The 25,710-nt window shown below is 40.0% G+C and carries 31 protein-coding genes; 13 read left to right on the forward strand and 18 right to left on the reverse strand.

Annotation, left to right across the window (positions count from 1 at the left end; translation table 11 throughout):
• Positions 1-39: 39 nt before the first annotated feature.
• The 8 genes from M3166_RS07965 to xerD form a co-directional block, all read right to left on the reverse strand.
• Entirely contained in the window at positions 40-1,485 is a 1,446-nt protein-coding gene (locus tag M3166_RS07965) for a spore germination protein (RefSeq protein ID WP_251688983.1), read from the reverse strand.
• 61 nt (positions 1,486-1,546) lie between these two features.
• Entirely contained in the window at positions 1,547-2,314 is a 768-nt protein-coding gene (locus M3166_RS07970; protein WP_079525741.1) for a SigF/SigG family RNA polymerase sporulation sigma factor, read from the reverse strand.
• A gap of 12 nt (positions 2,315-2,326) precedes the next feature.
• Positions 2,327-2,767, reverse strand: coding sequence for an anti-sigma F factor (spoIIAB, locus tag M3166_RS07975; protein ID WP_079525739.1), 441 nt, complete (start codon positions 2,765-2,767; stop codon positions 2,327-2,329).
• Entirely contained in the window at positions 2,752-3,114 is a 363-nt protein-coding gene (gene spoIIAA / locus M3166_RS07980; protein WP_008408083.1) for an anti-sigma F factor antagonist, read from the reverse strand. Before spoIIAA ends, spoIIAB begins: the two co-directional genes overlap by 16 nt.
• A 231-nt stretch (positions 3,115-3,345) precedes the next feature.
• Positions 3,346-5,118: a SulP family inorganic anion transporter gene (locus M3166_RS07985; protein WP_251688985.1), complete on the reverse strand. Its 1,773-nt coding sequence runs from the start codon at positions 5,116-5,118 to the stop codon at positions 3,346-3,348.
• A 153-nt stretch (positions 5,119-5,271) separates the two neighbouring features.
• On the reverse strand, positions 5,272-6,576 hold the full coding sequence (locus tag M3166_RS07990; protein WP_251688987.1) for a pyrimidine-nucleoside phosphorylase: 1,305 nt from the start codon (positions 6,574-6,576) through the stop codon (positions 5,272-5,274).
• Between the two features lie 14 nt (positions 6,577-6,590).
• A complete protein-coding gene (gene deoB, locus M3166_RS07995) occupies positions 6,591-7,769 on the reverse strand; it encodes a phosphopentomutase (protein ID WP_251688989.1) in 1,179 nt (392 codons plus the stop codon).
• Between the two features lie 141 nt (positions 7,770-7,910).
• Positions 7,911-8,813, reverse strand: a complete 903-nt coding sequence (gene xerD, locus M3166_RS08000; protein WP_251688991.1) for a site-specific tyrosine recombinase XerD — start codon at positions 8,811-8,813, stop codon at positions 7,911-7,913.
• A gap of 233 nt (positions 8,814-9,046) precedes the next feature.
• Here xerD and M3166_RS08005 point away from each other — a divergent pair, with 233 nt between their 5' ends.
• The 3 genes from M3166_RS08005 (at position 9,047) to M3166_RS08015 (ending at position 11,234) form a co-directional block, all read left to right on the forward strand.
• Positions 9,047-9,400, forward strand: a complete 354-nt coding sequence (locus tag M3166_RS08005; RefSeq protein ID WP_251688993.1) for a MerR family transcriptional regulator — start codon at positions 9,047-9,049, stop codon at positions 9,398-9,400.
• A gap of 36 nt (positions 9,401-9,436) precedes the next feature.
• Positions 9,437-10,753, forward strand: a complete 1,317-nt coding sequence (locus M3166_RS08010) for a hemolysin family protein (protein WP_251688995.1) — start codon at positions 9,437-9,439, stop codon at positions 10,751-10,753.
• Between the two features lie 136 nt (positions 10,754-10,889).
• On the forward strand, positions 10,890-11,234 hold the full coding sequence (locus tag M3166_RS08015; RefSeq protein WP_251688997.1) for a general stress protein: 345 nt from the start codon (positions 10,890-10,892) through the stop codon (positions 11,232-11,234).
• A 143-nt stretch (positions 11,235-11,377) separates the two neighbouring features.
• Here the strand turns inward: M3166_RS08015 and M3166_RS08020 are convergent, their stop codons facing one another.
• The 3 genes from M3166_RS08020 to M3166_RS08030 all read right to left on the reverse strand — a co-directional run bounded on the left by M3166_RS08020 (position 11,378) and on the right by M3166_RS08030 (position 13,029).
• Positions 11,378-11,845, reverse strand: coding sequence for a Fur family transcriptional regulator (locus M3166_RS08020; protein WP_079525722.1), 468 nt, complete (start codon positions 11,843-11,845; stop codon positions 11,378-11,380).
• A gap of 64 nt (positions 11,846-11,909) precedes the next feature.
• Positions 11,910-12,419 (reverse strand): hypothetical protein, encoded by a 510-nt coding sequence (locus M3166_RS08025; protein ID WP_251688999.1) that lies wholly within the window; start codon positions 12,417-12,419, stop codon positions 11,910-11,912.
• A gap of 58 nt (positions 12,420-12,477) precedes the next feature.
• Positions 12,478-13,029, reverse strand: coding sequence for an NUDIX domain-containing protein (locus M3166_RS08030; RefSeq protein WP_251689001.1), 552 nt, complete (start codon positions 13,027-13,029; stop codon positions 12,478-12,480).
• Between the two features lie 87 nt (positions 13,030-13,116).
• On the opposite strand from M3166_RS08030, the gene M3166_RS08035 reads away from it, so the two are divergent.
• Together M3166_RS08035 and M3166_RS08040 are read left to right on the forward strand one after the other, a co-directional pair.
• A complete protein-coding gene (locus M3166_RS08035; protein WP_251689002.1) occupies positions 13,117-14,007 on the forward strand; it encodes an aldo/keto reductase in 891 nt (296 codons plus the stop codon).
• The gene (locus tag M3166_RS08040; protein WP_251689004.1) at positions 14,004-14,486 is read left to right on the forward strand and encodes a VanZ family protein; all 483 of its coding nucleotides are present in this window, start codon (positions 14,004-14,006) and stop codon (positions 14,484-14,486) included. Before M3166_RS08035 ends, M3166_RS08040 begins: the two co-directional genes overlap by 4 nt.
• A 54-nt stretch (positions 14,487-14,540) precedes the next feature.
• Here M3166_RS08040 and M3166_RS08045 read toward each other — a convergent pair whose 3' ends face one another.
• Both M3166_RS08045 and M3166_RS08050 read right to left on the reverse strand, forming a co-directional pair.
• Positions 14,541-14,795: a YqkE family protein gene (locus M3166_RS08045; RefSeq protein ID WP_008408065.1), complete on the reverse strand. Its 255-nt coding sequence runs from the start codon at positions 14,793-14,795 to the stop codon at positions 14,541-14,543.
• A 21-nt stretch (positions 14,796-14,816) separates the two neighbouring features.
• The gene (locus M3166_RS08050) at positions 14,817-15,995 is read right to left on the reverse strand and encodes an acetyl-CoA C-acetyltransferase (protein WP_251689006.1); all 1,179 of its coding nucleotides are present in this window, start codon (positions 15,993-15,995) and stop codon (positions 14,817-14,819) included.
• A gap of 324 nt (positions 15,996-16,319) precedes the next feature.
• On the opposite strand from M3166_RS08050, the gene M3166_RS08055 reads away from it, so the two are divergent.
• On the forward strand, positions 16,320-17,273 hold the full coding sequence (locus M3166_RS08055; protein WP_251689008.1) for an alpha/beta hydrolase: 954 nt from the start codon (positions 16,320-16,322) through the stop codon (positions 17,271-17,273).
• Between the two features lie 105 nt (positions 17,274-17,378).
• Here M3166_RS08055 and M3166_RS08060 read toward each other — a convergent pair whose 3' ends face one another.
• Together M3166_RS08060 and M3166_RS08065 are read right to left on the reverse strand one after the other, a co-directional pair.
• Complete coding sequence (locus M3166_RS08060; RefSeq protein WP_251689010.1) at positions 17,379-17,849, reverse strand: S-ribosylhomocysteine lyase; 471 nt, start codon at positions 17,847-17,849, stop codon at positions 17,379-17,381.
• A 145-nt stretch (positions 17,850-17,994) separates the two neighbouring features.
• Complete coding sequence (locus M3166_RS08065; protein ID WP_008408061.1) at positions 17,995-18,216, reverse strand: YneF family protein; 222 nt, start codon at positions 18,214-18,216, stop codon at positions 17,995-17,997.
• 237 nt (positions 18,217-18,453) lie between these two features.
• Between M3166_RS08065 and M3166_RS08070 the strand changes: the two genes are divergently transcribed.
• The 6 genes from M3166_RS08070 (at position 18,454) to M3166_RS08095 (ending at position 22,161) form a co-directional block, all read left to right on the forward strand.
• A complete protein-coding gene (locus M3166_RS08070; RefSeq protein ID WP_251689012.1) occupies positions 18,454-18,807 on the forward strand; it encodes an ABC transporter permease in 354 nt (117 codons plus the stop codon).
• Positions 18,808-18,819: 12 nt separating this feature from the next.
• Positions 18,820-19,446, forward strand: a complete 627-nt coding sequence (locus M3166_RS08075; protein WP_251689014.1) for a PspA/IM30 family protein — start codon at positions 18,820-18,822, stop codon at positions 19,444-19,446.
• A gap of 66 nt (positions 19,447-19,512) precedes the next feature.
• Positions 19,513-20,187, forward strand: a complete 675-nt coding sequence (gene liaF, locus M3166_RS08080) for a cell wall-active antibiotics response protein LiaF (protein ID WP_251689016.1) — start codon at positions 19,513-19,515, stop codon at positions 20,185-20,187.
• The gene (locus tag M3166_RS08085) at positions 20,184-21,209 is read left to right on the forward strand and encodes a sensor histidine kinase (RefSeq protein WP_251689018.1); all 1,026 of its coding nucleotides are present in this window, start codon (positions 20,184-20,186) and stop codon (positions 21,207-21,209) included. Before liaF ends, M3166_RS08085 begins: the two co-directional genes overlap by 4 nt.
• A complete protein-coding gene (locus tag M3166_RS08090) occupies positions 21,202-21,831 on the forward strand; it encodes a response regulator transcription factor (protein WP_251689019.1) in 630 nt (209 codons plus the stop codon). The genes M3166_RS08085 and M3166_RS08090 overlap by 8 nt, the downstream gene beginning before the upstream one ends.
• Before the next feature lie 12 nt (positions 21,832-21,843).
• A complete protein-coding gene (locus M3166_RS08095) occupies positions 21,844-22,161 on the forward strand; it encodes an acyl-CoA dehydrogenase (protein ID WP_251689020.1) in 318 nt (105 codons plus the stop codon).
• 247 nt (positions 22,162-22,408) lie between these two features.
• Here M3166_RS08095 and M3166_RS08100 read toward each other — a convergent pair whose 3' ends face one another.
• The 3 genes from M3166_RS08100 to M3166_RS08110 all read right to left on the reverse strand — a co-directional run bounded on the left by M3166_RS08100 (position 22,409) and on the right by M3166_RS08110 (position 24,022).
• A complete protein-coding gene (locus M3166_RS08100) occupies positions 22,409-22,840 on the reverse strand; it encodes an iron ABC transporter substrate-binding protein (protein ID WP_251689022.1) in 432 nt (143 codons plus the stop codon).
• 28 nt (positions 22,841-22,868) lie between these two features.
• The gene (locus M3166_RS08105; protein WP_251689024.1) at positions 22,869-23,573 is read right to left on the reverse strand and encodes an O-linked GlcNAc transferase; all 705 of its coding nucleotides are present in this window, start codon (positions 23,571-23,573) and stop codon (positions 22,869-22,871) included.
• Positions 23,574-23,692: 119 nt separating this feature from the next.
• Positions 23,693-24,022 carry a heme oxygenase gene (locus tag M3166_RS08110; RefSeq protein ID WP_251689025.1) on the reverse strand — a complete coding sequence of 110 codons (330 nt, stop codon included), beginning with the start codon at positions 24,020-24,022 and terminating at the stop codon, positions 23,693-23,695.
• Positions 24,023-24,143: 121 nt separating this feature from the next.
• Between M3166_RS08110 and M3166_RS08115 the strand changes: the two genes are divergently transcribed.
• A complete protein-coding gene (locus M3166_RS08115; RefSeq protein ID WP_251689027.1) occupies positions 24,144-25,586 on the forward strand; it encodes a bifunctional metallophosphatase/5'-nucleotidase in 1,443 nt (480 codons plus the stop codon).
• The last annotated feature ends 124 nt before the right edge of the window (positions 25,587-25,710 follow it).

The following is a 25,710-nucleotide window of genomic DNA, read 5'->3' on the forward strand; positions in this document are numbered from 1 at the left end:
AGAACTTTAACATAGGTGTCAAAGTGATGCAATTCATGTTTATACACGTTTTCGCTTTTTTGCGTTCACTATAAATGGTCTTGGAGCATCCTCCGACATAGGTGTCCGAATAATGACACGTGCGAACGCCTTTGGGAAAAACGGAACAAGAGGCCATAAATACGGAACATTCATCGGCTTTAATGAGCATAAGTACGTAAAAATCAGGAATCCGCCAATAAAGAATCCATTGATACCAAATAACGCCGTCGCACTTAACAACATCAAACGGAAAACTTTCACTGAAATACTCAATTCGTAGTTCGGAATAGCAAATGTAAAAATTGCGGTAATCGCGGTATATAAAACAATTTCACTTGAAAATAGTCCAACGTCAATCGCAATTTGTCCGATGATAATACCGGCGATTAAACCCATTGCAGTCGATAACGGTGTCGGTGTATGAATCGCAGCAATTCGCAAATATTCAATTCCGATATCCGCAATTAATATTTGCAGGAATATAGGAATTTCACCACTTTCATTTATCCCGATAAATGCTAACTTATCGGGGAGTAACTCAGGATGTGTAACGAGTAAATACCAAAAAGGAAGTAAAAGAAAACTTAAAATAACCGCTCCAAAACGAAGAAACCGCATCATCGTACCGACTAACGGCGCCTGGCGATATTCTTCCGCATGCTGCAGCAAATGGAACATGGTGACAGGAATAAGCATTACAGAAGGCGATGTATCGACCATTATCGCAATATGCCCCTCTAAAATATGGGCAGCTACAATGTCAGGCCGCTCCGTATAACGCACAAAAGGCAACGGGTGATATTTCTGTTTAAACAGCCATTCCTCCAGCGATTTGTCACTCATCGTTAACCCATCATGCCTAATTTGCTGAAGTCGTTCAACAAGCCAGTTAAGATGCTTATCATTGACTAAATCACTCATATAGGAAAGAACGACATCTGTTTGACTATAGGTCGTTACATGGTGCATTTGAAATCGCAGCTTTTCACTTCGAATTCGTCGACGAACTAATGCCGTGTTCAAAATAATATTTTCGGCAAAACCATCGCGCGAACCACGAATAACCTTTTCATTATCCGGCTCTTCCGGATTCCGACCCGGATAATTCCGGAATTCCGCCAAATAACAATAACCGCTCTTCGTTACAAAGCCTACCCGGCCACTTAATACGCCGAGCATAAAGTCATCAATCGATTTCGCTAAATCTACCCCATAATAATTGAAGTGGGCGTGAAAATAGTCCTGTTCATCCAGAATTTCTTCTTCCTCATTGTCACGCTGTAATTCCGAAAGAATTTCTGTCAAACTGTCTCCATTTACGAGCCCGCTCACATATACCGTTAATGTCGGCAAATTTTTGATCATAATTTCTTTAATACATAAATCAAAATTTTTATCTGGTTCAAATTGTGAATTAAAAAATCCTTCTGCAATTTTCATTGATGTAAAAAGCTGATTTGTCATTTTTTCACCGCTTATTCATATTTAGTCTAATGCACCATGGAGTAATTGCGGGTCACTTAACTTATCTGCTTAATGTAGACTGATCCATCCATGATTTCAACTGGGCTAGTATTTTCTTTTCCAATCGTGATACTTGTACTTGTGAGATACCGAGACGATCGGCAATTTCCGTTTGGGTTAAATCCAGATAATAGCGGAAATAAATAATCGATTGTTCCCGTTTCCCTAGTCTCTTCAACATGTCTTTCAATGGCACATAATCAAATGCAAGCTCAGACTTATCGTCACGCATCTGATCCATTAATGTAATGGAATCTCCATCATTTTCAAAGAGCTGATCATGCAAACTCGCCGGATCACGCATTGCATCAGTTGCCAATAAAATATCTTCTTGTGAAACTTGCAATATTTCAGCCAATTCTGCAACAGATGGAGGTTTTTCATTCGTTTTTAAATAGTCATCAGTCGCATGACGAATTTTGTAATTCAATTCCCTTATAGAACGACTTACCTTTACCATGCCGTCATCTCTTAAAAAACGTTGAATCTCCCCAATTATCATCGGCACTGCATATGTGGAAAATTTCACTTCATAGGACAAGTCGAATTTATCAACCGATTTCATTAAGCCAATACAGCCAATTTGAAACAAATCTTCCAGTTCAACACCTCTTGACGCAAAGCGTTGAACGATAGACCAAACAAGTCTAGTATTTCCTTCAATCATCGTTTTTCTCGCAACTTGATCGCCTTGTTGTGACTTTGCGATTAGTTCACGCATATAAGCTTGCGTTAATAACGTTTCAGATGACTGCTCGATGTTCCCCATCCCCTTATTTCGTTATGTCACGAGTGTCCCTATTGGCAAAATTTGTTTTGTGAATGTTACGACTGTGCCTTTTCCTAGTACGGATTCTACTTGCAGGAAATCCGAAAAACTTTCCATGATTGTAAAGCCCATTCCGGAACGTTCTAGCTCCGGCTTCGTTGTAAATAATGGCTCACGTGCTTGTTCGATATCTTCAATTCCGCAACCTTCATCTTTAATTGTCACACTTACTTCTGAACCGTAACGAACCGCATAAACAGTAATGATGCCATGCGGATTATCGGCATAACCATGAATAATGGCATTCGATACAGCTTCTGATACGATTGTTTTACATTCCGATAGTTCTTCAATTGTCGGATCGAGTTGTGCCATAAAGCTTGTAACGGCAATACGTGCCAACCCTTCATTTTCACTGCGCGCCAAAAAAGTTAGCGTCATTTCGTTATCCATTGACAATCCCCCTCGCTGTGTGAAATAACTTGCTGTTCAGATGCAAATTGTATGAGATTTCCTAAACCGGAATACTGGAATATTTTTTGCATCGTTTTTGACGGATTTAACAAAATTGTTTGTCCATCGACAGCTCGGAGTTCTCGCATTCTGCCAAGCACTAACCCAATTCCGGAACTGTCCATAAAATGCAAATGCTCTAAATTCCAAACGAGTAATTTTACATTTCCTTGTAAAATAGCTTTCGATATATGTGTTCTCACTTTTTCTGTCTCATGATGATCCAGTTCGCCAAATAGTTGGACAATCAATACATCATTTGGATACATCGTTAAATTAAAGTTCACCTACATCGCCTCCTTCTTGCATGCAAATTCGGCAAGTTGAGAAATAATCCTATCTAGCTGACAAAACTAGTGCTCATTCGTTAAAAGTAGTGCTCGTGCGACAACTAAAATCAGTATAGGTAGCGCGGTCTATTTTTAATCATTCCTAACATGAAAAAAGAGACTGAACAGAAAGTTTTACCTTTCCATTCAGTCTCTTATTCTTTGTTCTTTTTTTTACTTTTATACATGTTATATTGTTGCTTCGGTCAATTTTTTCTGTGCCTGCACTTCATGCTCCGATAGTGGGATGCCATTTGCTAGCAATTGGCATTCTTTAAACGCATAGTGCGTGCATCCAATACATTTATTTAACTCGATATACTGGCATGCCGCTGATATTGCGTCACTTGTCGTATGATAAAAATGTTCCGCTTCCATTAAATCATATAACCCGCTTCGCTTTAGCATCTGCTCTAATCCCGGCTGAACATTTGTTACGAAAACTTTACCGCCATATGACTTTATATGTTGAAGGATATTGCGGAAATACTCTTCCCCTGTCGAATCGATATACGGTACCTTTCGCATTCGAAGGATAAACACTTTCGGACGTTCCTGTATTGTATTCAGCAGCGTCTGTTCAAACTTTTCAGCAGCACCGAAAAATAGAGGACCTTCTATTGTATAAATACTGATTTGTGGACAATCATGAAAATCCGATACAATCTGAGGCTGCAACTTTCCGTTCGCTCTCTCCATATTCGGCAGCACTTTGGAAACAGTCAGGCTATCGCTCATACTTTTCGCAAAAAGAATCACCGCTAAAATGAGTCCAGCCATTACAGCAACCGTTAAGCTCATAAATACAGTCAATAAAAATGTAATACATAGAACAAGCGAATCTCCGGATTTCAATTTTAGAATGTGTACGAAATGGTGACGTTCGCTCATATTCCATGCGACCATCATGAGTACAGGTGCTAAACTCGCAAGTGGAATATGTACCGCTAATGGCGCGAGCAATAATAACGTGATTAAAACGAAGATACCATGGATTACCCCTGACATTGGCGAAACAGCACCGGATTTAATATTAGTAGCCGTTCGTGCAATTGCACCAGTAGCAGGTATTCCTCCAAAAAACGGTGTCACAATATTGGCAACCCCTTGCCCGATCAGTTCCCGGTTACTGTTATGCTTGCTGTTCGTCATGCCGTCTGCAACAACCGCCGATAGCAGCGATTCAATTCCGCCTAGCATTGCAATGACAAACGCTGGCCCGATGAGCATGTATATACGTTCAAATGTTATTTCCGGTATGTGGAACTGAGGAAGTGTATTCGGTATTGCACCATATGTGGAACCAATTGTCGCAACATGCCCCTGTAAAAAAAGCACCGTTACAACGGATGACACAAGAATTCCAATAAGGGCACCCGGTACTTTCGGTAAAACTTTCGGTGCCATAAGTATTAATGCGAAACTAATAATTGCAACGAGTAAACTATAAAAATTAACACTTTCAATATGGGAAGCAATTTCAAGAACATTCATATGAAACTTCTCATGCTGCTCCATATTTGTTAACCCTAAAAAATTTCCGATTTGTCCGGTAAAAATAATGACGGCAATCCCTGCTGTAAAACCGACTGTAACGGGCCTCGGGATAAATTTAATCAGGGACCCCAGCCTGAAAATCCCCATCAGCAGCAGCATAATCCCCGCCATTAAACCTGCGATGAGCAAGTTTTCATACCCGTAAACGAGGACAACTCCAAGCAAAATCGGAACGAATGCACCTGTCGGACCGCCAATTTGGAATTTTGAACCTCCTAGTAAGGAAATTAAAATACCTGCGATAATTGCTGTGTAAATTCCGTATTCCGGTTTGACCCCCGAGGCAATGGCAAAACTCATCGCCAACGGTACAGCAATAATCCCGACAATCGTCCCAGATAATAAATCCTTTTTGAAATGGGCGAATGAATAGCCTTCAAATCTTCCAGACCACTTAACTTTCATAGTATCCCTTCTTCTTATAAATATTCATAAAACAGAATTTTTATTACATTAAGCAGTAATACACTTCCTAGTGTAACATATTCTTAAAATATTTAAAGAACAAAAAAAGTCTTCCGCAATCCATTCTTGATTGCGGAAGACTCCTAATTATTATTATTGTGTAATAATTGCTTCGATTAATTTTGGTGATTCGACTTTTTCAGCAGAAATGTATACATGTGCATAAATCTTTTCTAATACTGCGTCGACATTTTCTGTATTAGCATGGATTGTCATTAGCGATTCGCCTACTTCGACTTGATCGCCTACTTTTTTATGAAGGACAAGCCCTACCGCTAAGTCAATTTCAGATTCCTTCGTTGCACGACCTGCACCAAGAAGCATTGCAGCTGTTCCGATATCATCCGCTTCAATTTTTGAGACATAGCCAGCCTGTTTTGCCGGTACATCAAATTTGAATTTCGCCTGAGGTAAACGAGATGGGTCATCAACGACTGAAGCATCTCCGCCTTGTGCAGCGATGAATTTTTTCAGTACTTCCAATGCTGCCCCGTTATCTACAACTTCCTCCAGCATTTTTCGAGCCTCTTCGATTGTTTTTGCTTTGCCGCCAACAACAACCATTTGAGATCCTAATGTATAGCAAAGTTCATTTAAATCAGCCGGACCTTTACCTTTTAATGTATCGATTGCTTCTTGAACTTCAAGAGCATTTCCGATTGCATATCCTAAAGGCTGACTCATATCCGAAATAATTGCCATCGTTTTACGGCCAACGTTATTTCCGATTTTCACCATCGCTTCAGCAAGTTTAATTGAATCTTCAATCGTTTTCATAAATGCGCCGTCACCTGTCTTAACATCAAGAACAATGGCATCTGCACCTGCAGCAATTTTCTTCGACATAATAGAGCCGGCAATTAGCGGAATGCTTGAAACTGTTCCTGTAACATCACGTAGCGCATATAGCTTTTTATCCGCTGGTGTTAAGTTGCCCGATTGACCGATAACAGCCATGCCGATTTCATTTACTTGTTTTGAAAACTCTTCACTTGTTAATTCAACGTGGAAACCTTCAATCGCTTCAAGCTTGTCAATCGTACCGCCTGTGTGCCCTAAACCACGACCACTCATTTTTGCTACCGGAACACCGACAGCTGCTACCATTGCAGCTAACGGCAATGTCGTTGTATCGCCAACTCCGCCTGTTGAGTGTTTGTCCACTTTTACGCCTGCAATTGAAGAAAGGTCAATCTGGTCACCTGATTCAACCATCGCCATTGTTAAATCCGCGCGTTCGCGATCTGTCATATCCTTAAAGTAAATTGCCATACATAACGCACTTGCCTGATAATCAGGGATCGTGCCATCTGTATATCCTTCTACAAAGAAACGAATTTCAGCTGTTGTCAATTCTTCGCCGTTACGTTTTTTTTCAATAATATCTACCATTCTCATGTGGAAAATCCCCCTTATTTCAGCTCTGATAAAAAGCTTTTTCCGAATTGCGGTGCTGCAATATTAAAATTATCTGCAATTGTTGCAGCAATATCCGCAAATGTTTCACGTAACTGCAATTCTGATCCTGCTGTAAAGCGCGGTGAGTAAACAATTAACGGTACGTATTCACGTGTATGGTCTGTACCAGGGAATGTCGGATCGTTCCCGTGGTCTGCCGTAATAATCAGCAAATCATCGTCTGATAACGCTTCCATAACTTCCGGTAAACGACGATCAAATTCTTCCAATGCTTGACCATAGCCAATCGGATCACGTCGGTGTCCAAAGTTCGCATCAAAGTCCACTAAGTTCAGGAAGCTGATACCATGGAAATCACGACGAACAACTTCCAACATTTTGTCCATGCCATCCGTGTTGTCTTTCGTACGAATCGCTTCCGTTACCCCGTCACCATTAAAGATGTCCGAAATTTTACCGATCGCAATGACATCAAGATTTGCGTCCTTCATTTCAGCCATTGTCGTGCGTCCAAATGGCGTCAATGCATAATCATGACGGTTTGATGTACGTGTAAAGTTACCTGGTTCGCCAACGAACGGACGGGCAATAACACGACCTACTAAAAATTCAGCATCCAATGTTAATTCACGTGCAATTTCACAAATTTTATAAAGTTCTTCTACTGGAATAACTTCTTCATGTGCTGCAATTTGCATAACCGGGTCTGCCGATGTATACACAATAATTGCACCTGTTTCCATATGTTCCGGACCATAATCGTCAATGACAGCGGTTCCACTGTAAGGTAAATTACAAAGTACTTTGCGGCCAGTTGCTTCTTCCAGCTTAGAAATCAGTTCTGCGGGAAAGCCTTCCGGGTATACTTTAAACGGAGTATCGATCTTCAGTCCCATGATCTCCCAGTGACCTGTCATTGTATCTTTACCAACAGATGCTTCTTGCATCATGCCGTAAAATGCAGCAGGTTTTTCAGTTTTATTAATGCCTTGAAGTTCACGGATATTCGATAAACCCATTTTCTCCATATTCGGCATATTTAAGCCATTCATTTTTTCTGCGATATGTCCTAATGTATTTGAGCCAGCATCGCCAAATTTATCGGCATCCGGTGCTTCACCGATACCAACAGAATCCATTACAATTACATGTACTTTCTTAAACGGTTGCATAATGCTTTCAACTCCTCTTCTTCCATTCTATTTTACATAAAACGTCTAAACAAAGTAAAGGTCAGACATCCGATTTCAAAAGATTTATTTTTAATAGAAAAAAGTTAAGCACCCCATTAGTCTTACGCGATTATGCTGATTTTAAGCACGCGGATGGAATTGTTTATAAACTTCCGATAAACGAGTTTTACTTACATGTGTATAAATTTGTGTCGTTGATATATCTGCATGTCCTAAAAGCTCCTGTACTGCACGCAAATCGGCACCATTTTCAATCAGATGTGTCGCAAAGGAATGGCGCAGAACATGCGGTGTAATTTCTTTGGAAATGCCAGCTTCTGCTGCATGTTCCTTAATGATTTTCCAGCAGCCTTGTCTCGTGAATCTTTTCCCTCTCTGCGTAATGAAAAACGCATCATTTTTAGGTGCATTGCCTAAAAGTTGAGGTCTCGCCTGCTCCAAATAATTTACACATGCAGAAATCGCACTTCTCCCAAGCGGTATAATACGTTCTTTTCCGCCTTTACCAAATACACGGACGAATCCCATTGTCATATGGACATCCTCCAAGTTCAGTTCAATCAGTTCACTTATACGCATTCCGGAACCGTACATCATTTCCAAAATGGCAATATCCCGAGTTCCCTGTGGTTTTTCGACAGATGGTGCTGTCAAAAGTGCATCAATTTCTTCTATTGATAATACTTTTGGCAAAGACAGTTCTTTTTTAGGCATTTCCAAATGAACGGTAGGATCTTGATTCGTCACTTTTTCCCTCAATAAAAACTGATGAAATGAACGGATCGATGAAATCTGTCTCGATATCGTCTTCGATGATTTTCCTACAGACCTTAAGCTGTCCAAATAAAGCAAAATATGTTCGCGCATAACTTTATCAAATTCCATGATCTGCTGCTCATGATGGATGTGACGGGCATATGCGACTAAATCACGCTTATAGGATTGTAATGTATTATCAGATAGCTGACGTTCGACTTTAATAAAATGTAGATAATCTTCTATTGAATCATTTAAAGCTTGCATATTAATCGCCCCTCTTGCATTCTATACATTTATATTACCATTTTCGTACAATTGAAGTGACGTTTTATCCTTCGTTCATTCATTTTTTCAATGCCGCTCAGCATCCCCACATGATAGCATCCCATTTACAAAACGTACTATATACGGTATTCTTGAAAGTAAAACGTGACAGATTGAGGTGATAATTTGGGATCGACAAACTAAAAATCGGAGAGCTTGCTGCAGCAACTGGCGTGACAAAACGAACTATTGATTATTATACGAATTTGGGCCTTCTAAAAGTTGAACGTTCGGCATCCAATTATCGCTACTATGATAAAGAGATGATTGAACGTATACACTGGATTGAAGAGCAGAAGAAGCTTGGCAAGTGCCTTGAAGAAATTCACCGCTCGCTTGGCCCTTCAAAAGATGAACCCGAAGAAATCGATGTTCAGGATATTCGATTGCAAATGCGCAAGCTTGAACATGATGTAACGGTATTAATGGAACATTTAGATGACAAAGAGCGGCAGAAACTCCGCAAAAAAGTTTCGCCTGAAAGTGTTGCTCTCATGCAATCACTATTATTAATTTTAAATAACTAGGAGGTGAACGTTCTACTTCGTGAGTAGGACGCTCGTTTGACCACAATCATTAACTTAATTATTTTCTCGGTTTTAATCGCTTTTACGGCCTTTTTCGTTGCAACGGAATTTGCGATCGTAAAAGTACGTCAATCCCGTATTGACCAACTTGTAGCTGAAGGTAAAGCCGGTTCCATTTCAGCTAAAAATGTAACAACCCACCTTGATGAATATTTATCTGCCTGTCAATTAGGTATTACGGTAACAGCACTGGGAATCGGGATGGTCGGTGAATCCACATTTGAGTTTATACTTCACCCGCTATTCGAATCTATGGGAATTGGCACAGAATATATTCATTGGTTTACATTAGGTGGCGCATTCTTTTTAGCGACTTTCTTCCACGTTGTAGTAGGTGAACTTGCACCTAAAACGATTGCTATTCAAAGAGCAGAAGCGATTACTCTGGCATTCGCGAAGCCTATTCAATTATTCTATAAACTTATGTTCCCGTTAATTTGGCTATTAAATGGTTCAGCACGTTTATTATTGAAATTGTTCGGGATGCGACCAGCGAGCGAACATGAACTCTCTCATACGGAAGAGGAATTGCGCCTGCTTCTATCCGAGAGCTATAAATCCGGTGAGATCAATGTCAACGAATTAAAATATGTAAACAATGTGTTTGAATTCGATGATAAAATCGCCCGCGAAATTATGGTTCCCCGTACAGATATTATCGGCTTTGATGTGACTGCAACGTTCGAAGAAGTTTTAACACAAGTTTCAGAGGAACGCTATACACGCTACCCGGTTTACGATGGGGACCGCGATAATATATTAGGTTTTTTAAATATTAAAGACTTTTTAACACTTGGCATGAATAACCGGATCGATCCGGCAACATTTAAATTGGAAGACTATATTAATCCGGTCGTTCGCACAATTGAAACAACACCAATTCAAAGTTTGCTTCAAATTATGCAGAAAAAGCGTATTCATATTGCAATCCTGCTTGATGAATACGGCGGAACGAGCGGTATGATTACCGTTGAAGATATTCTGGAAGAGCTTGTCGGTGAAATTCGCGATGAGTTTGACGATGATGAAGTTTCAGATATTCGTAAAATCGGTGAAGACCATTATTTAGTCTATTCAAAAGTATTGCTTGAAGATATTTCTAAATTGCTGTTTCTTGATATTGAAGATCCGAATGTTGATACAATCGGGGGCTGGTACTTCACAAACATGCCGGACCTGAATATTGAAGATACATTTATTTTTGAAAACTATGCGTTTAAAATCCATGAAATTGACGGCCATCAGCTGCAATTTTTAGAAATCAAAAAAATGCATGATCTTATAGAACAGTAGCCGTCTAAACAAGATAATTCTCATCTGTATGCACGTTCTCCTGAAAGCTGAATTACGACTGTATGAATCTCTTAACGTTTTAATTGTATGAGTTCGGGAATAACATAAGTATTCAAACAAAGGAGAGTGTATATATATGGCAATTATCAAATCAGTAGAAAACGGTGTGCAAGCAAAATCAGTAATCGAATCATTTATTACAGAGGGCTATGAACGCGATCATATTCATGTTTTCGCAAACAGCAATAAACGTGCGGAAGATATTGCTGACTTTTTCGATGTTGATGCGAGCAAAACTCCTGGAACAACAGAAAATGATAAAGGCTTCTTGGCATCAATTAAAAATTTCTTCCAAAGTACTCCGGAAGATCTTCACCATCAGCTTGCTGACATCGGTGTAGGCGAAAATGAACATGCAACTGCAAAGAATGATCTGGATGCAGGTAAGATCCTAATTGTTGCTCATCATCCGGGAAAATAATTAAAAATAGTAAAACTCTATTTCTCTCAACTGAGGGAAATAGAGTTTTTTTGTGCAATGCTCGCTAATAATTGCCCGGTAATAACAAAATAGCGCACAAAAAAAGAACAGCAAAATATGCTGTCCCTTTTTTTGATTATAGATTATGCATTGCTGTCTCCAGAGTTGTCATTATTATCATGACAACGCCAGCAGATGCCATGGAATGTAAGACGGTGATCTTTGATTATAAAGTTCCAACGTTTCTCCACAATTTCTTCTACATCTTCTAGTAAATCTTCTTGAATTTCATCTACTGCGCCACATTCGATACAAACTAGATGATGATGGAAATGCTTCGCGCCCTCTTGACGTAAATCATAACGGGACACCCCATCACCAAAATTTATTTTATCGACAATTTTCAGCTCTGTTAAAAGCTCCAATGTACGGTATACAGTAGCTAGTCCAATCTCTGGTGCCTTTTCTTTTACTAATAAGTAAACATCCTCAGCACTTAAATGATCTTCCTCATGCTCCAGTAAAACCGCTACTGTTGCTTCTCGCTGTGGCGTCAGCTTATAGCTCGCACTATGCAGTTGCTTTTTAATTCGATCAATACGGCTCTCCATATGTGACGCCCTCCTAAACTCTTTTCATTATACCAAATGAGTAAATCTCATTACAAGACAATGATTATTTAAATAAATAAGTAATTGCTAAATTTTCGACTGCAAAAACAATTATCATCACGACTATCAGGAACATAATCTTTTTCCATGGCATCACCGTTTTCAAGGCTCGTCTACTCGTAGTTTTAGTAGTTATTTGATAGAGCATAATTAATAATACACAATATATTAACTGAAATGGAAACCACCAAAATGCATAGAGTTTAATAGATTCATGCTGTACTAGTAAATAAACCGAGCTAAAGCCTAAAAACGTTACTTTTATTGCAATAAAAATAAGGCCTATACGCGGCAAATATTTATGTGTCGAAAAGAATAATACAATACTTAAGGCAACTATGAAAGGAACTACACTCCAAAGCAATTCTGGTTTTTCCATTTGGAGCAGTCTACGATCACTATATTTAATAATTTGCTGCACTTGTCCAATATCGAATAACTGATAACAAACTACACCACAAATGAAACATACGACGATCATCGAAGTATATTGAATATATAGATATTTACGCATTTGGACGCCTCCTTGTCCATACAACTTATGCACATAAATTGTCCTTATGCGTAAACAATTATTGATTTAATTTCATTTTAAATTTCAGCCATAAAATCGCAAAAGCCGTTTTGGCATCGTAAATACGGCCGTCCGCAACCATCGCTTCTGCTTCTTCCAGTGATACTTCCATTAACTCCACAAATTCATCTTCGTCTAAATCAGCAGGAATGTCTAATTTTTTTAACTTTTCTGCTACGTAAATATGAATAATTTCATCCGCAAAACCCGGTGAAGTAGCGAAAGCCTGAATAAATTCGAAATGATCAGACGTATACCCTGTCTCTTCCTCCAATTCGCGGCGGGCCGTTACAATTGGCTCCTCCCCTTTTTCCAGCTTACCGGCAGGGATTTCTATAATGGAACGTTCAAGAGCTTTACGGTACTGCTCAACAAGTAAAATTTTATTGTTGTCTGTGATGGCAATTACTGCAACTGCTCCTGGATGATTAATAATTTCACGCTTCCCTGTTTCACCATTCGGAAGCGATACATCGTCTACTTTTAATGAAATAACCTTCCCTGAATAGATGGGTTGGGATTGAATTGTTTTCTCTTCAAATTTTTTCATGACCATGCCTCCACTTGTTCTCTTGCTTATATTCATTGTACCATTAGTAAGAGCTTTTCTAAAATATTGAACCAGGGAGGAATTCACATGAAAAAACGACAATTAGGTACAAGCAATCTTCATATTTCTGAAATTAGTTTAGGCTGTATGTCATTACCTCCAAATCCAGCAGAAGCAGAAGAGGTCATTCATGCGGCAATTGACGCGGGCATTAATTATTATGATACCGCCGATCTGTATAATCAGGGAGACAACGAAAAGGTTGTTGGCGCGGCACTGAAGCAACACCGCAACAATATTTACCTGGCATCTAAAGTCGGGAATCGTTGGGAAGAAGGAAAAGAAGGTTGGAGCTGGGATACATCCGCAAATTATATTAATAAGGCGGTACGTGACAGCCTGCAACGACTACAGACAGATTACTTGGATCTTTACCAGTTACATGGCGGTACGACCGAAGATAATTGGGAGGAAATTACCGACACATTTGAAAGTTTGAAAAAAGAAGGACTTATCCGCGAATATGGCATTTCCTCCATCCGACCGAATGTTTTCATGCCATATTTACAAAACAGTAATGCAATCAGCAATATGATGCAGTTTAATATTTTTGATGAACGGGCAAGCGAATTTTTTGAACCGATTCAACAGACAGGAGCTTCTGTCGTAACACGCGGATCGATTGCAAAAGGTTTGCTGACGAATGAATGGCGCACACGCTTAAAGTCCTTTATGAGCTATGATGAACCGGCAGCAAAAGATGTGCTGCAAAAAATTGAACAGCAATTCGGTGATGTCCATGCAACTGCCCTCGCTTTCAATTTACAATACCCAGCGGTTGCTTCAACTGTTATTGGGGCGCGTACAGTTGCGCAACTGCAGCAAAATCTGGATGCTTACGAAAAAGCGCAATCAATACAAAATATTTCAGAGATCGACAACTGGACAAAAACCGACCGTTACACTGAGCATAGATGAAAAAATGGATTGTTCTCGTCATCATCGGGATAATCGTTGTGATGGTAATGTCCAATATGAGCTATGAACAGCAAACGATTGTACCGGCGTTAAAAGATCTATTAAAAGACAAACCTTTTGAAGCATGGTTAAGTCAGTTTGAAATTCCTTATTGGGGAAAAATTATATCGGTCGAAACACGGGGCTATTTTCAATTTCTTGAGTTTCTTATCCGGAAAGCAACCCATTTCTTCGGATACGGTTTATTAGCGGTTATATTCTATACTTTATACCGAAAACTGAAATGGCACTTCCCAATAGTTCTTGCCTTTGTTACAGCCATAATAATCGCAAGCCTTGATGAATACCGCCAAAGTATGATACCAGGTCGCAGCGGCCTCGTAGAAGATGTCGTGCTTGATGCATGTGGTGCGTTCACATTGTTAGTGGTCACAAAACTTATTATTGTTGTATTTAAAAAAGATAGCACACAAAAATAGTGTGCTATCTTTTCATATTTATTAAGCTTCTTTATAATCCGTTTTGGATTACTGTTAAAATTTCGAACCTTTATCGCCGTATTGATTTAACAGTTCTTCAAAGCTCATATTTTTTTCTCGTTGTTTGCGTTCGAATGCTGCTTTCGCCAGACGCTCTTCTTCTTTCGCCTTTTCGTCTGCCACCATTTCCTGCTTCGCTGCCTTTAGCTTGGCCAATACATCGCCGCCTAACTGATCGGCCAATGTTGCTGCCTTATCTTTTGGAAGCTCAAATTCATTCGTCGTTCTTTGCTGTTTCTTTTTTGCCATCATTCTCACCTACAATTAATTTTAGCGTTGTACAATTGTTGCAACACCTTGCCCGCCACCAATACATAATGTTGCAAGACCTAATTTTGCATCCTGTTTTTGCATTTCATGTAACAATGTTACCAAAATGCGTGTACCGCTTGCCCCGATTGGGTGACCAAGTGCAATTGCCCCGCCATTTACATTTAGTTTATCATGATTGAACGCCAATTCGCGATCAACTGCAATCGCCTGAGCAGCAAATGCTTCATTCGCTTCAATTAAATCCATGTCATCCAATGTTACATTCGCTTTCGCCAAGGCTTTTTTCACTGCAGTTACCGGTCCGATACCCATTACAGATGGATCAACCCCTGCGCTGGCATTTGCGACGATTGTAGCAAGTGGTGTAAGGCCTAATTCAAAAGCACGCTGCTTTGACATAACGACAACTGCTGCAGCTCCGTCATTAATACCCGAAGCATTTCCAGCAGTAACCGAGCCATCTTTCTTGAAAGCAGGACGTAATCCATTTAATTTCTCTGCTGTTGTTCCATGTTTTACATATTCATCTTGTGAAAAAATAACCGGCTCCCCTTTACGTTGAGGAATTTCTACAGGGACAATTTCTTCAGCGAATTTATTTGCGGAAATTGCTTCCGATGCACGGGCTTGAGAACGTGCTGCAAATTCATCCTGTTCCTGACGAGAAATGTCATATTGATCACATAGGTTTTCAGCAGTTACCCCCATATGGTAATCATTAAATGCGCACCATAAGCCATCCTGAATTAATGTATCGATAATCTTTTGATCTCCCATGCGGAAACCTTCTCTTGCATTTCGCATAATATAAGGTGCTTGACTCATATTTTCAAAGCCTCCAGCGACAACAACTTCCGCATCCCCGGCAATGATTGCCTGTGCTGCTAAATGAACGGTCTTTAAGCCTGAACCACATACTTTATTAATTGTCATCGCTGGAACTGTGTATGGTAAACCAGCTTGTATACTTGCCTGTCTTGCCGGGTTTTGACCTAAACCTGCTGCAAGAACATTCCCCATAATAACTTCATCAACTGTTGATGGATCTAATTGAACACGATTCAATGCTTCTTTTATTACGATACTCCCTAAAGTCGGAGCCGAAATATCTTTTAATGCTCCCTGAAAAGCTCCAATTGGCGTACGTACTGCACTTACTATTACAACTTCTGTCATGAATATATCCCCCTTTATTGTGAATGGTCCCTTTGTGAGCAAATATAATCAATTACGCCTTGGCGTAATTGCGTCAGGATTCGGCTTTAGGTCCACACGATGTGGGTCAGTCATTGTCGCACGATGCTACGTTATTTGGCTGACTTCATTTTTAGAACTCATTGCCGAATCTTTGTCATCCGCTGAAATTAATTACTTGCTTACAAAGATTTTATCAAATATTTCGCATTTTTCACACAAAAGTTTCCAATAATAAATAGATACATATTAGTTGATTTATCCCAAAAATTCATCGAATATTAAATTAATTAAGGAGTGATTTTCATGAAAAAACGTACCCTGTTTTTATCTGGCAGTATTGTAACAACCCTGCTGGCAGCTGCTACAACGATCACTGGTGTCGTGATGACAAATCACATTATGTATATAAAGAAAAAGGACGATGCTTTCATCCGCGAGCGCGAAATTGCGGCAAAACGCTTTGATGAAGCATGGTATGAAGGCTGTCCGAAAGAAATTTTATTGATCGATTCTCCAAATGGCTATAAAATAAGCGGCATCTATTTAAAACCTTTGGAAACGAAAAATACAGTCATCATCTGTCATGGTGTCACTGAAAATAAAATTAACTCGATGCGCTATGCCCGAATGTTTGAACGGCTTGGTTTTAATGCATTTGTATACGATCACCGCCGTCACGGAGAATCCCAAGGGAAAACAACAAGCTACGGCCATTATGAAAAATACGATTTACAGGCAGTAGTTGAGACAATCCGAAATATGACCGGGGAAGATGCCTTGCTCGGTATTCATGGGGAATCAATGGGTGCGGCAACGACACTGCTCTATGCAGGAACGTTAGCAGATAATGCGGATTTCTATGTTTCCGACTGTGCTTTCTCGAATTTCCCCGAGCTATTGAAACAAATTTTTGAAAGTGTTGTACCGATTGATTCGAAATATACACTTCCTTTCGCCGACTTTTTCATGCGAATCCGCGATGGCTATTCCGTAAAAGAAGTGATGCCGATTGATGCTGTAAAACAAATTCAAAAGCCCGTCCTCTTTATTCACAGTACACCGGATGATTTCATTCCTTCCTCAATGACCGAAGAACTGTACGAACAAAAACCGGAACCTAAAATGCTGAAACTGTTTGAAAAAGGAGAGCATGCGAAATCATTCAACGATAACCAGGGTGACTATGAGCAAACGGTAGCCAAGTTCCTGCATGATTATGTACCGGCATACCGCAATATAACGGATTCTTTAATATAAAAGAAATACGCACTTTCTGTTCATTTCATTGAACAGGAAGTGCTTTTTGGTTTGATGTCGGGAATAAAAATGCCCCCAATTTAATGGGGGCACTGCACATTCTTATTAATCATTAAAAACGATATGCCATTCACCGCGTTTGGCTAAGAATTCTTTTGCCAACTGTTGCGCGCCTTCTAAACTGTGACTTGCCGCCCAACCGCATTGAACTTCATTGCAGGCAGGAACAGAAGTCGCCGCCAACACATCCTGAACGGTCTTTTCTAAAATCCCCAGCACACCTTCGTAGTCATCATAGTTCATAAAGGAGACATAAAAGCCTGTTTGACAGCCCATTGGCGAGATATCGACAACCGCGTCACTATGATTGCGAATACGGTCTGCCATTAAATGTTCCAGTGAATGAAGTGCCGGCATTTCCATATGCTCTTTATTCGGCTGCTTAAAGCGGATATCGTATTTCGTCACGACATCGCCCTTCGCCCCTTCTTTTGTACCCGCTAAACGTACATACGGTGCGACCACTATTGTATGGTCTAAATCAAAGCTCTCTACATTCGTTTTCTCTGTTGCCATTTTTTCGTCCCTCCAATACTTACAATCTATATAAGGATAGACTAGATTATTGTTCTTTTCAACGAAATATTCTGAATTTTGTTTTACAGAAAATAAAAACTACCTTCTTCACTCAATAGAATGCAAAAGGTAGTCCAACTTTTTATTATTTATCTTGGAATTTGTTCATTTGTGCCATCATTTGACGCACTTGTTTTTCAGACGGTTTACGTCCCATTTGTGCCATCATCACGCGAATCATTTGTTCATTAATTGGCGGGTTTTCTTTTAAATACTTCATCATATATTGACGAGCTGCGTAGAACCCAATTGCCACGCCCCCGATAAGAGCTACGACGATAAGTGTAATTCCTAACCATAAAGCCATTTTGTCCAACCTCCTCCACTACTTATGTACCGAGAAAAACTCTCCATCAAGCATTATACAATAAAAGTTATTACGTTTCTATATATTTTAACTTCTCCTGACAGAAGTTAAGCCATACAAATAGCTGTCTGAGTCCATCTCAGCCTCGAGACCTAGATGAAAATACAGTAACAGGTCGTTATCGGATTTTTAAATCCACGGTAACATGAACATATCAACGACAAGGAGGAACACATAATGAAAAAGTTTTTCTTATATTCAGCGGCTTTTATCACAGCGATCATCGCACTTTGCCTGCTCGCACCAGTAGCCGGCTTATTAATCTCAGGAGCACTTCTGGCAGCAGGTCTTCACTATTACACAGAAAGTAAATCTACTTTCGGAAAAGTCATGAGCCTGGTTGTCGCTTTAGCCGGTTTAGTAAGTGCCTTATCAAACATCCCAGGCTTTATCGGTTTAGCTGCAATCGGTGGATTGTTTTATCTATACAAAGCACGTAAAAATGAAAAGCTTGAATTTTTACCAGGCAAAAAAGAGGAAGAAGATCCATTTACAAACTTTGAACGTGAATGGGCAAATTTAAACAAATAGGAGCGATGGACAATGAGAAATTTATTGACAAAATTTAAATATTCAATACAGGCGGATTTACATGATATGTTTGACAAAAAGGTCGATAAAAACCCGATTAAAATGCTGAACCACTATATTCGTGAAGCAGAAAAACAAACGGAAGAAACAGGAAAATTACTTGCACGTCAAGCACAGCTGAAAAAAGAGCTGGAACTGCAGCTTTCACAAACAATCGAAATGCTTGAGAAGCGTGAAAAACAGCTTTTATTGGCTCAGTCAACTGAAGAGTCTGAACTGATTGCGTTTGCACAGGAAGAAGTAACGGCTTACACTGCCAGAAAGCATGCCCTTCTTTCAAGCATTGATGCTGCGAATACAGAATATTTTGCACTGGAACGCAAATTCGAAACGATGAAACATAAAATCAAAGACATGAAAGTGCGCCAACTACAGCTGATGGGCAAAGAAAATGTCGTACGTGCCAACCACCAGATGGATAAAGTTCTCACTTCGGACAATGCCGGTAATTTCGATGAACTATCAACTTATATTGATGAATTATCTCAAAATATTGAGCGTAAATATGAAGTAACCTCTTTTGAAGCTCGATTGGCACAGCTTGAAAAAGAACAAAAGCTCATAGAACAACCAAAATAATGATATAATGCGTAAAGGAGAAGGCATCGTGCTTTCTCCATTTTGCACGTTATAGGGGGAGGCACTATGCCGAAAATTACATCTGATCAGCTTGCAATTATCACGATTAGTATGGCACTTGTCGTATTGATCGAATTGACACTTTTCAATAACGGCACCGTGTTTTTACTGATTTTAGGTGCACTGTTTCTCTTTTTCAGCTTTAAAAAGAAGAAACGTTACTTATTATGGACGGGACTCGTTCTATTATTCTTTGCTATTATTAATATTTGGACACTGCGCCTATTAATCATTGGTGTGCTTGTCTTTCTTTTATACCAATACTTAACGAAAAAAGAGCAAGTGATGGAAATCAAAAGCCACTTTGCCAATACATCAAATCAAAATCAGTTGATCGGAACAACTAGTGCTCCGACAGAAAGCTATCATTGGAAAGATGTTCATATTCAACGCTTTATCGGCGATATTACAATCGATACGACCGAAACTATTTTACCAAACGGGAAATCGATTATTGTTATCCATCAATCTTTAGGTAAAGTACGGGTTATTGTACCTTATGAAGTGACGATTCAGCTCCATTACTCCACTATATACGGAGAAGCAGCATACCTGCACTATGCGCCAAAGCAGTGTATTAATGAACAGCTCCATTTTGAGGATGGAGAAATGGATGCAAAACGTGTCCTAGTACTTTATGTGACATCTTGGATTGGCGATGTGGAGGTGCAGCGCGGATGATTGCATTTATAATACGATTTTTTATATTGATGATGGTTTTTGCGACATTTGCTCTGAATATTTTTGTTTTCCTGCTCGGTCAGCCCCAGGAAGAGACTTGGCGTTTTTTATGGGAAAGCGATGAGTATTCAATACCAATTGTCGCTGTTATCGCCATTACTGCAACAACGACCAGCTTCTTTATTTCTTTATGGATATCGATATCATTAAAAATAAAAGAAAATCAGATGACCCGCATCGTGAAAAAAGTAGCAGAGCCAGATTTTGCACAAAAATTCAAGAAAGCAAATGGTTCCTTAAAAAAGGCCTTACGCGAAACGAACGAATTAATTGAAACACAGCGGACCTCTTTACAGCGACTTTCCAATGAAAAGGTGGAAACAAATGACGCCATCGTCCAGGAGCGGCTTCTCGCAGAACGTCAGCGTCTTGCACGGGAACTGCATGATTCTGTTTCCCAGCAGCTGTTTGCGGCATCCATGCTACTCTCCGCGCTTACAGAACAGCGTCAAGATGATCTTGCACAAAAGCAGCTGGGGCAGGTGGAAAAAATCGTCCAGCAGGCCCAGCTCGAAATGCGCGCCCTTCTCCTTCACTTACGACCTGTTGCTTTGCATAATAAAAGCTTGGCAGAAGGTTTAGAAGATCTGATTGTAGAATTACAGGAAAAAGTGTATTTCAATATTGATTACCAGATCGAGGAAATCGGATTATCGAAAGCGGAGGAAGATCATTTATTCCGTATTGCCCAAGAAGCTTTATCAAATACTTTACGGCATGCAAAAGCAACAGAAGTCGAGCTGTTATTAATCGCACGTGATCAGCTTGCGATTTTGCGCATTCAGGATAATGGCCTTGGCTTTAATTTGGAGGGAGATAAAACGACTTCGTACGGGCTGCGCAATATTGCCGAACGCGCTGTCGAAATTGGCTGTACGTATAAGATTGTCTCTGTACCGGATGAAGGAACAATTGTCGAAGTGAAAGTTCCGCTTAAAAAGGAGGAACAAATGAATGATTAAAGTTGTCATAGTAGATGATCACGAAATGGTTCGAATCGGTGTTGCTGCCTATTTATCGGCACAACCCGATATCGAAGTCATCGGCGAAGCAACAAACGGCGAGGAAGCGATTGAAACAGTGCTTTCGCTAAAGCCAGATATTGTGCTGATGGATAATGTGATGCCGATAAAAACGGGTGCTGAAGCGACTGCCGAAATTCTGGCACAATGGCCGCAAGCAAAAGTTATGATTGTCACGAGCTTTATCGATGACGATAAATTATACCCGGCACTTGAAGCAGGGGCTGTCAGCTATATACTGAAAACGAGCAATGCCAAACAAATTGCTGACGCGATCCGGAAAACGATGGCCGGGGAAACCGTTCTGGAGCCGGAAGCCACGACACGGGTAATGGCCCGTATGCGCGGTACCGCCCCTGCCCTGCATAACCATTTAACAGACCGGGAAATGGAAGTACTGTTATGTATGGCGCGCGGCCTTGCCAATCAGGAAATCGCGGAAGAGCTGTTTATCGCATTAAAAACAGTGAAAACCCATGTCAGCAACATTTTAAGTAAACTTGAAGTTCAGGACCGCACACAGGCTGTCGTCTATGCATTTCAAAATGGCTTAGTAAAGTAAGGAGAATTATTCATGACATTTACGTACGAAAACTTTGCAAACGACGGGACACTCACATTACTGGATCCCCTGTTCACCCTATTGCTGATTTTCTCAGCTTTGTTCATCATCGTACTGCTGCGCTTTGCGATCAATCCTAAGATCATGCTATTTATTGGCGCGCTGATTATTTTATTAAGTGCACAATTGCAGTCGATTACAGGAATTTTGGCAGATGAATTGAATTTATCCGGCTCCTCGAAAAACTTTTACATTTTTATAGCGATCGTTGTGATTTGGGTTGCGTTAATTGTCTTTGCGTTTGTGAAGGAGAAAAAGAAGAAAAAGTAAGAAATGTGAATAGCTGAGGCTGTCCTGAAAGTTGGTAGATAACTTTGGGATGGCTTTTTTTGGGGTTGGGGTTGTTATGGAGTATGTCCGGCTTTGATTTATTAGAATTTTTTTCGGTTTATTAGAAAATCTAAGGGACTTTTTAGAACTTCCGGCAAGAATATTAGAACTTTTCCGCCCTGCAGCCCACTCCCTCCCACAAAAAAAGCTCACGCCCCGCTTCCCTCAAAGCGTTCGTGAGCCCATATTATTTCAGGTCATTCAATATCGTAAACAGCGATTTTTTCGCGTCGAGTAACTGCTCATGTGCCTGCCCTTGCTGTTCCGCGCTTTCCGCTTCATAAAAAGCTGCCAATGCTTCTTCAATTTGTTTATAAGAATCAAATAGGTTCGCATCATCCACTTTTTTATTGCCGAAAATATCAATGAACATGCTTAGCTGATATTGAAAGTTTTTATCGTACATCGTCAGCACATGCTTATTGTCATCGATCTGCACTTCATCGTTCAAAATATATGTTTGGAACTCAACTAAATCCGTATACGCTTTTTCCAGCTCTACCGCATATTGACCCTCTTTGTCATTCCCTTTATTCCAGTCCAGAATCTGAATAAAAATGAGTAAAAATAGAATAATCGTTAAGTATATCGAAATACCTTTCCAAGATAAAAACTTCATGCTTTTTCCCCCATTTAACGGTGCTTCATTAATTGAAAAGATATTCTTTCAAATTTTCCAATGTTGAATCGATGCCTGAACGCAGTGATACTTGATCTTCGCGGCTCGTCTCGATTGCTTTCTCAATTGCAATTAAAGCATTTTCCAAAAACGGCTCGGCATTTAAATCTTTGTACAACTGTGTTAAAACGAGCGCCTTATTCCAGTACCATCTTGAGTTATCCGAATCCATGTCGATCGCCCGCTCAATATAGACCATCACATCAAATGGAGACCAGTTAAAGCGGTTCATCGTCTGCCCTGCAATCCCGTAATACAATGCCTTATTTGGATGATGCTTCACCGCTTCCATAAAGCAGTGCACACTTTCATCATAATGATGCGACATTAAAAAAAGGTGTCCCTGTACATAAAACGACTGTGCTTTCCGTTCAGCATCCGCTGTCCGTGCATCATGTTCAAGCTGTTTCACTTTTTCCGAAAACTGTTGTTCATCTTTGATCGCCCGTAGTTGTTCAACTTCATCATTTTCCGGATAGCTTTCATTAGCACGTTCGACACTCTGCGAAATTTGTTCTGTCGGCTTTGGGAATTTTTCATACTCGTATTTTTCAAAGATCTTTAGAAATTGCGTTGCCTGTTCTTCATTTTCTCCGCCCTGTAATTGGCGTTTCGCTTCTTCATAGCATTTTAAAAACTGTCCATCATAAAAATACTGCACCATGTTCGACATTAAAAACACCTTTCTGTTTTTCATTCACAATTTATTAAAGCATAACCTATATGTATTTCAACCAATAGTATGTATAGCATAAAGGTGCCCTAACGAATACATTAGGACACCCCTTAACACTATTTTGAGATTGTGCCTGCTACTTCGGCGATTACGATTTCTGAACCTAGCATTGGAGATTCGCCTTGGTGGCCTCCGCCTTCACCTTGAGATGGACGTTTGTGTGATTGTTTGAATGCATCACTTTCACGCCATACTGCAAAGCTTTCTTTTGAATCCCAGTACATCACAACGCTCATTTCGTCATATTCCTCAAATTGTGTAGAAACTAGTACTTCCACTTTTTGGAAACCTTCGAATTCTTGTAATGGTCCTGGTTGTACAAATTGTGGGGCCATTTTTTCGGCAAAACCTTTTTTTACTTTGATACGGTTTGTTACTGTTATCATAATTACCAACTCCTATAATTTAGCATAAACTGCCTATATATTTATTTAATCACTTTCAGAACTGTTGCGCAATAATTCACGCTATAATAAGGAAAATGAAATATTAAAGGAAGTTTTCTCAATGAAATTTACTATTATTGCGACAAGCGATATCCATGGACATACCGAACGCTTTTCACAGCTTGCGCAAATGATTTCCGCAAGGCAGCCCGCACTGTTAATCGATAACGGGGATTTTTTGCACGGGAGTCATTTAAGCTATTATTACGATTATATTGTCCAAAAACAGCACCCGCAAATCGAACTTGCAAACACACTCGGCTATGATGTTGCAGTTTTCGGCAATCATGAATTCAACTATTCTCCCGAAAAAATCCAAGCGATCCGCAACGCCTCGAATTTCCCATGGATTGCCGCCAATATTCCAGGGTTTGCCGAACCGTATTTCATTAAAGAAATAAACGGGTTGCGCATTGCTGTCATAGGAGTTGTGACACATTTCACAAAAAACTGGGATGAATGTGGATCAACAAAGTATCTGGATTTCGAAAACGCATTTGAAAGTGCGAAAAACACTGTAAAATATGTTCGCGATGTGGAACAGGTACAGCTTGTCATTTTAAGCTATCACGGCGGGTTTGAACGGGATCTTCATAGCGGTCACCTAATAGATCAGGAACAAGGTGAAAATGAAGGCTATCGCATGCTTCATGAAATAGGAGGCATTGATCTTTTCATTACCGGGCATCAGCATTTGGAAATTGCCACAGTGCACAACGGTGTCGCTGTCGTGCAACCCGGGGCAAATGCGCATTGCTTTGCGCAAATTGATGTCACTGTAGAACACGGTACATTTTCTTTTGAACCGTCTATCGTCCACGTGGACCCCACATCAAAAATGCAGTCTTTTCCCGAATTTGATGCGTGGAAAAAACAACAAATCGGAACAGCAAATCAAGCGTTGACTTATGAGGACTTTTTTACGCCCCGTACAAAAATGACCGCATATACACAATTGCTTCATGATATGCAGCTCCATTACACGGGTGCCCAAATTTCGGTTATCGAACTGCCCTACCATACACAAGGTGGCTTTCCTGAAAAAGTAACCCGTGAACATGTTTTACATAATCTTCCCCGATCGAACCGGCTGCTCGTCATCAAAATGAACGGAGCTGAAATCCGCCGGGCGATTGAACAAAGTGCAGCTGTCTTTGCGCTGAATGATAAAGGGGAAATCGATTTTAGTATGACCGTGCACTATCCGGAGCCGCAGCCGTATATTTATGATTTGTGGGGTGGCATTGATTACGTAATTGATTTGCGTCAACAAACAGGTCAACGTGTCACGAAGCTAACGTTTGAAGGTAAACCCATTCAGGATAATGAGATCTTTGAAGTTGCCGTCAATAGTTACCGTGCAACAGGTGCGCACCAAATGCAGATGTTTAAAAAACCGCCTGTTCGTGAAGCAGCTAAATTCATCCCCGATTTAATGATGGAATACATAGAACAAAACAGGCCTCTTACCGTCCAAGTCAAAAATGATTTTCAAATGAAATAGTCTCTAGCAGGATGTATGTCAACCACTTGAATTGGCATACATTTTATTTTTCGGAAAATATTAAATTTTTATGAAACTTTTTTCCATTTCATCCGTAAATTTATTAAATAGCATTAAGGAGGTG

It is taken from the genome of Solibacillus isronensis, assembly GCF_023715405.1.
Classification (GTDB): Bacteria; Bacillota; Bacilli; order Bacillales_A; family Planococcaceae; genus Solibacillus; species Solibacillus isronensis_B.

Bases quoted from the DNA above. Each gene is read 5' to 3' on its own strand.
- M3166_RS07985 (WP_251688985.1), bottom strand. From the start codon at position 5,118: ATGAAAGTTAAGTGGTCTGGAAGATTTGAAGGCTATTCATTCGCCCAT.
- M3166_RS08020 (WP_079525722.1), bottom strand. From the start codon at position 11,845: ATGGAGAGCCGTATTGATCGAATTAAAAAGCAACTGCATAGTGCGAGC.
- M3166_RS08070 (WP_251689012.1), top strand. From the start codon at position 18,454: ATGAAAAAGTTTTTCTTATATTCAGCGGCTTTTATCACAGCGATCATC.
- M3166_RS08105 (WP_251689024.1), bottom strand. From the start codon at position 23,573: ATGTCGAACATGGTGCAGTATTTTTATGATGGACAGTTTTTAAAATGC.
- M3166_RS08040 (WP_251689004.1), top strand. From the start codon at position 14,004: ATGAAAAAATGGATTGTTCTCGTCATCATCGGGATAATCGTTGTGATG.
- M3166_RS08030 (WP_251689001.1), bottom strand. From the start codon at position 13,029: ATGAAAAAATTTGAAGAGAAAACAATTCAATCCCAACCCATCTATTCA.
- M3166_RS08100 (WP_251689022.1), bottom strand. From the start codon at position 22,840: ATGAAGTTTTTATCTTGGAAAGGTATTTCGATATACTTAACGATTATT.
- xerD (WP_251688991.1), bottom strand. From the start codon at position 8,813: ATGCAAGCTTTAAATGATTCAATAGAAGATTATCTACATTTTATTAAA.
- M3166_RS08110 (WP_251689025.1), bottom strand. From the start codon at position 24,022: ATGATAACAGTAACAAACCGTATCAAAGTAAAAAAAGGTTTTGCCGAA.
- M3166_RS08055 (WP_251689008.1), top strand. From the start codon at position 16,320: ATGAAAAAACGTACCCTGTTTTTATCTGGCAGTATTGTAACAACCCTG.
- M3166_RS08085 (WP_251689018.1), top strand. From the start codon at position 20,184: ATGATTGCATTTATAATACGATTTTTTATATTGATGATGGTTTTTGCG.
- M3166_RS08035 (WP_251689002.1), top strand. From the start codon at position 13,117: ATGAAAAAACGACAATTAGGTACAAGCAATCTTCATATTTCTGAAATT.
- M3166_RS08050 (WP_251689006.1), bottom strand. From the start codon at position 15,995: ATGACAGAAGTTGTAATAGTAAGTGCAGTACGTACGCCAATTGGAGCT.
- M3166_RS07965 (WP_251688983.1), bottom strand. From the start codon at position 1,485: ATGACAAATCAGCTTTTTACATCAATGAAAATTGCAGAAGGATTTTTT.
- M3166_RS08090 (WP_251689019.1), top strand. From the start codon at position 21,202: ATGATTAAAGTTGTCATAGTAGATGATCACGAAATGGTTCGAATCGGT.
- M3166_RS08095 (WP_251689020.1), top strand. From the start codon at position 21,844: ATGACATTTACGTACGAAAACTTTGCAAACGACGGGACACTCACATTA.
- M3166_RS07990 (WP_251688987.1), bottom strand. From the start codon at position 6,576: ATGAGAATGGTAGATATTATTGAAAAAAAACGTAACGGCGAAGAATTG.
- M3166_RS08045 (WP_008408065.1), bottom strand. From the start codon at position 14,795: ATGGCAAAAAAGAAACAGCAAAGAACGACGAATGAATTTGAGCTTCCA.
- M3166_RS07970 (WP_079525741.1), bottom strand. From the start codon at position 2,314: ATGGGGAACATCGAGCAGTCATCTGAAACGTTATTAACGCAAGCTTAT.
- deoB (WP_251688989.1), bottom strand. From the start codon at position 7,769: ATGCAACCGTTTAAGAAAGTACATGTAATTGTAATGGATTCTGTTGGT.
- M3166_RS08075 (WP_251689014.1), top strand. From the start codon at position 18,820: ATGAGAAATTTATTGACAAAATTTAAATATTCAATACAGGCGGATTTA.
- M3166_RS08115 (WP_251689027.1), top strand. From the start codon at position 24,144: ATGAAATTTACTATTATTGCGACAAGCGATATCCATGGACATACCGAA.
- liaF (WP_251689016.1), top strand. From the start codon at position 19,513: ATGCCGAAAATTACATCTGATCAGCTTGCAATTATCACGATTAGTATG.
- M3166_RS08025 (WP_251688999.1), bottom strand. From the start codon at position 12,419: ATGCGTAAATATCTATATATTCAATATACTTCGATGATCGTCGTATGT.
- M3166_RS08015 (WP_251688997.1), top strand. From the start codon at position 10,890: ATGGCAATTATCAAATCAGTAGAAAACGGTGTGCAAGCAAAATCAGTA.
- spoIIAB (WP_079525739.1), bottom strand. From the start codon at position 2,767: ATGGATAACGAAATGACGCTAACTTTTTTGGCGCGCAGTGAAAATGAA.
- M3166_RS08060 (WP_251689010.1), bottom strand. From the start codon at position 17,849: ATGGCAACAGAGAAAACGAATGTAGAGAGCTTTGATTTAGACCATACA.
- M3166_RS08065 (WP_008408061.1), bottom strand. From the start codon at position 18,216: ATGGCTTTATGGTTAGGAATTACACTTATCGTCGTAGCTCTTATCGGG.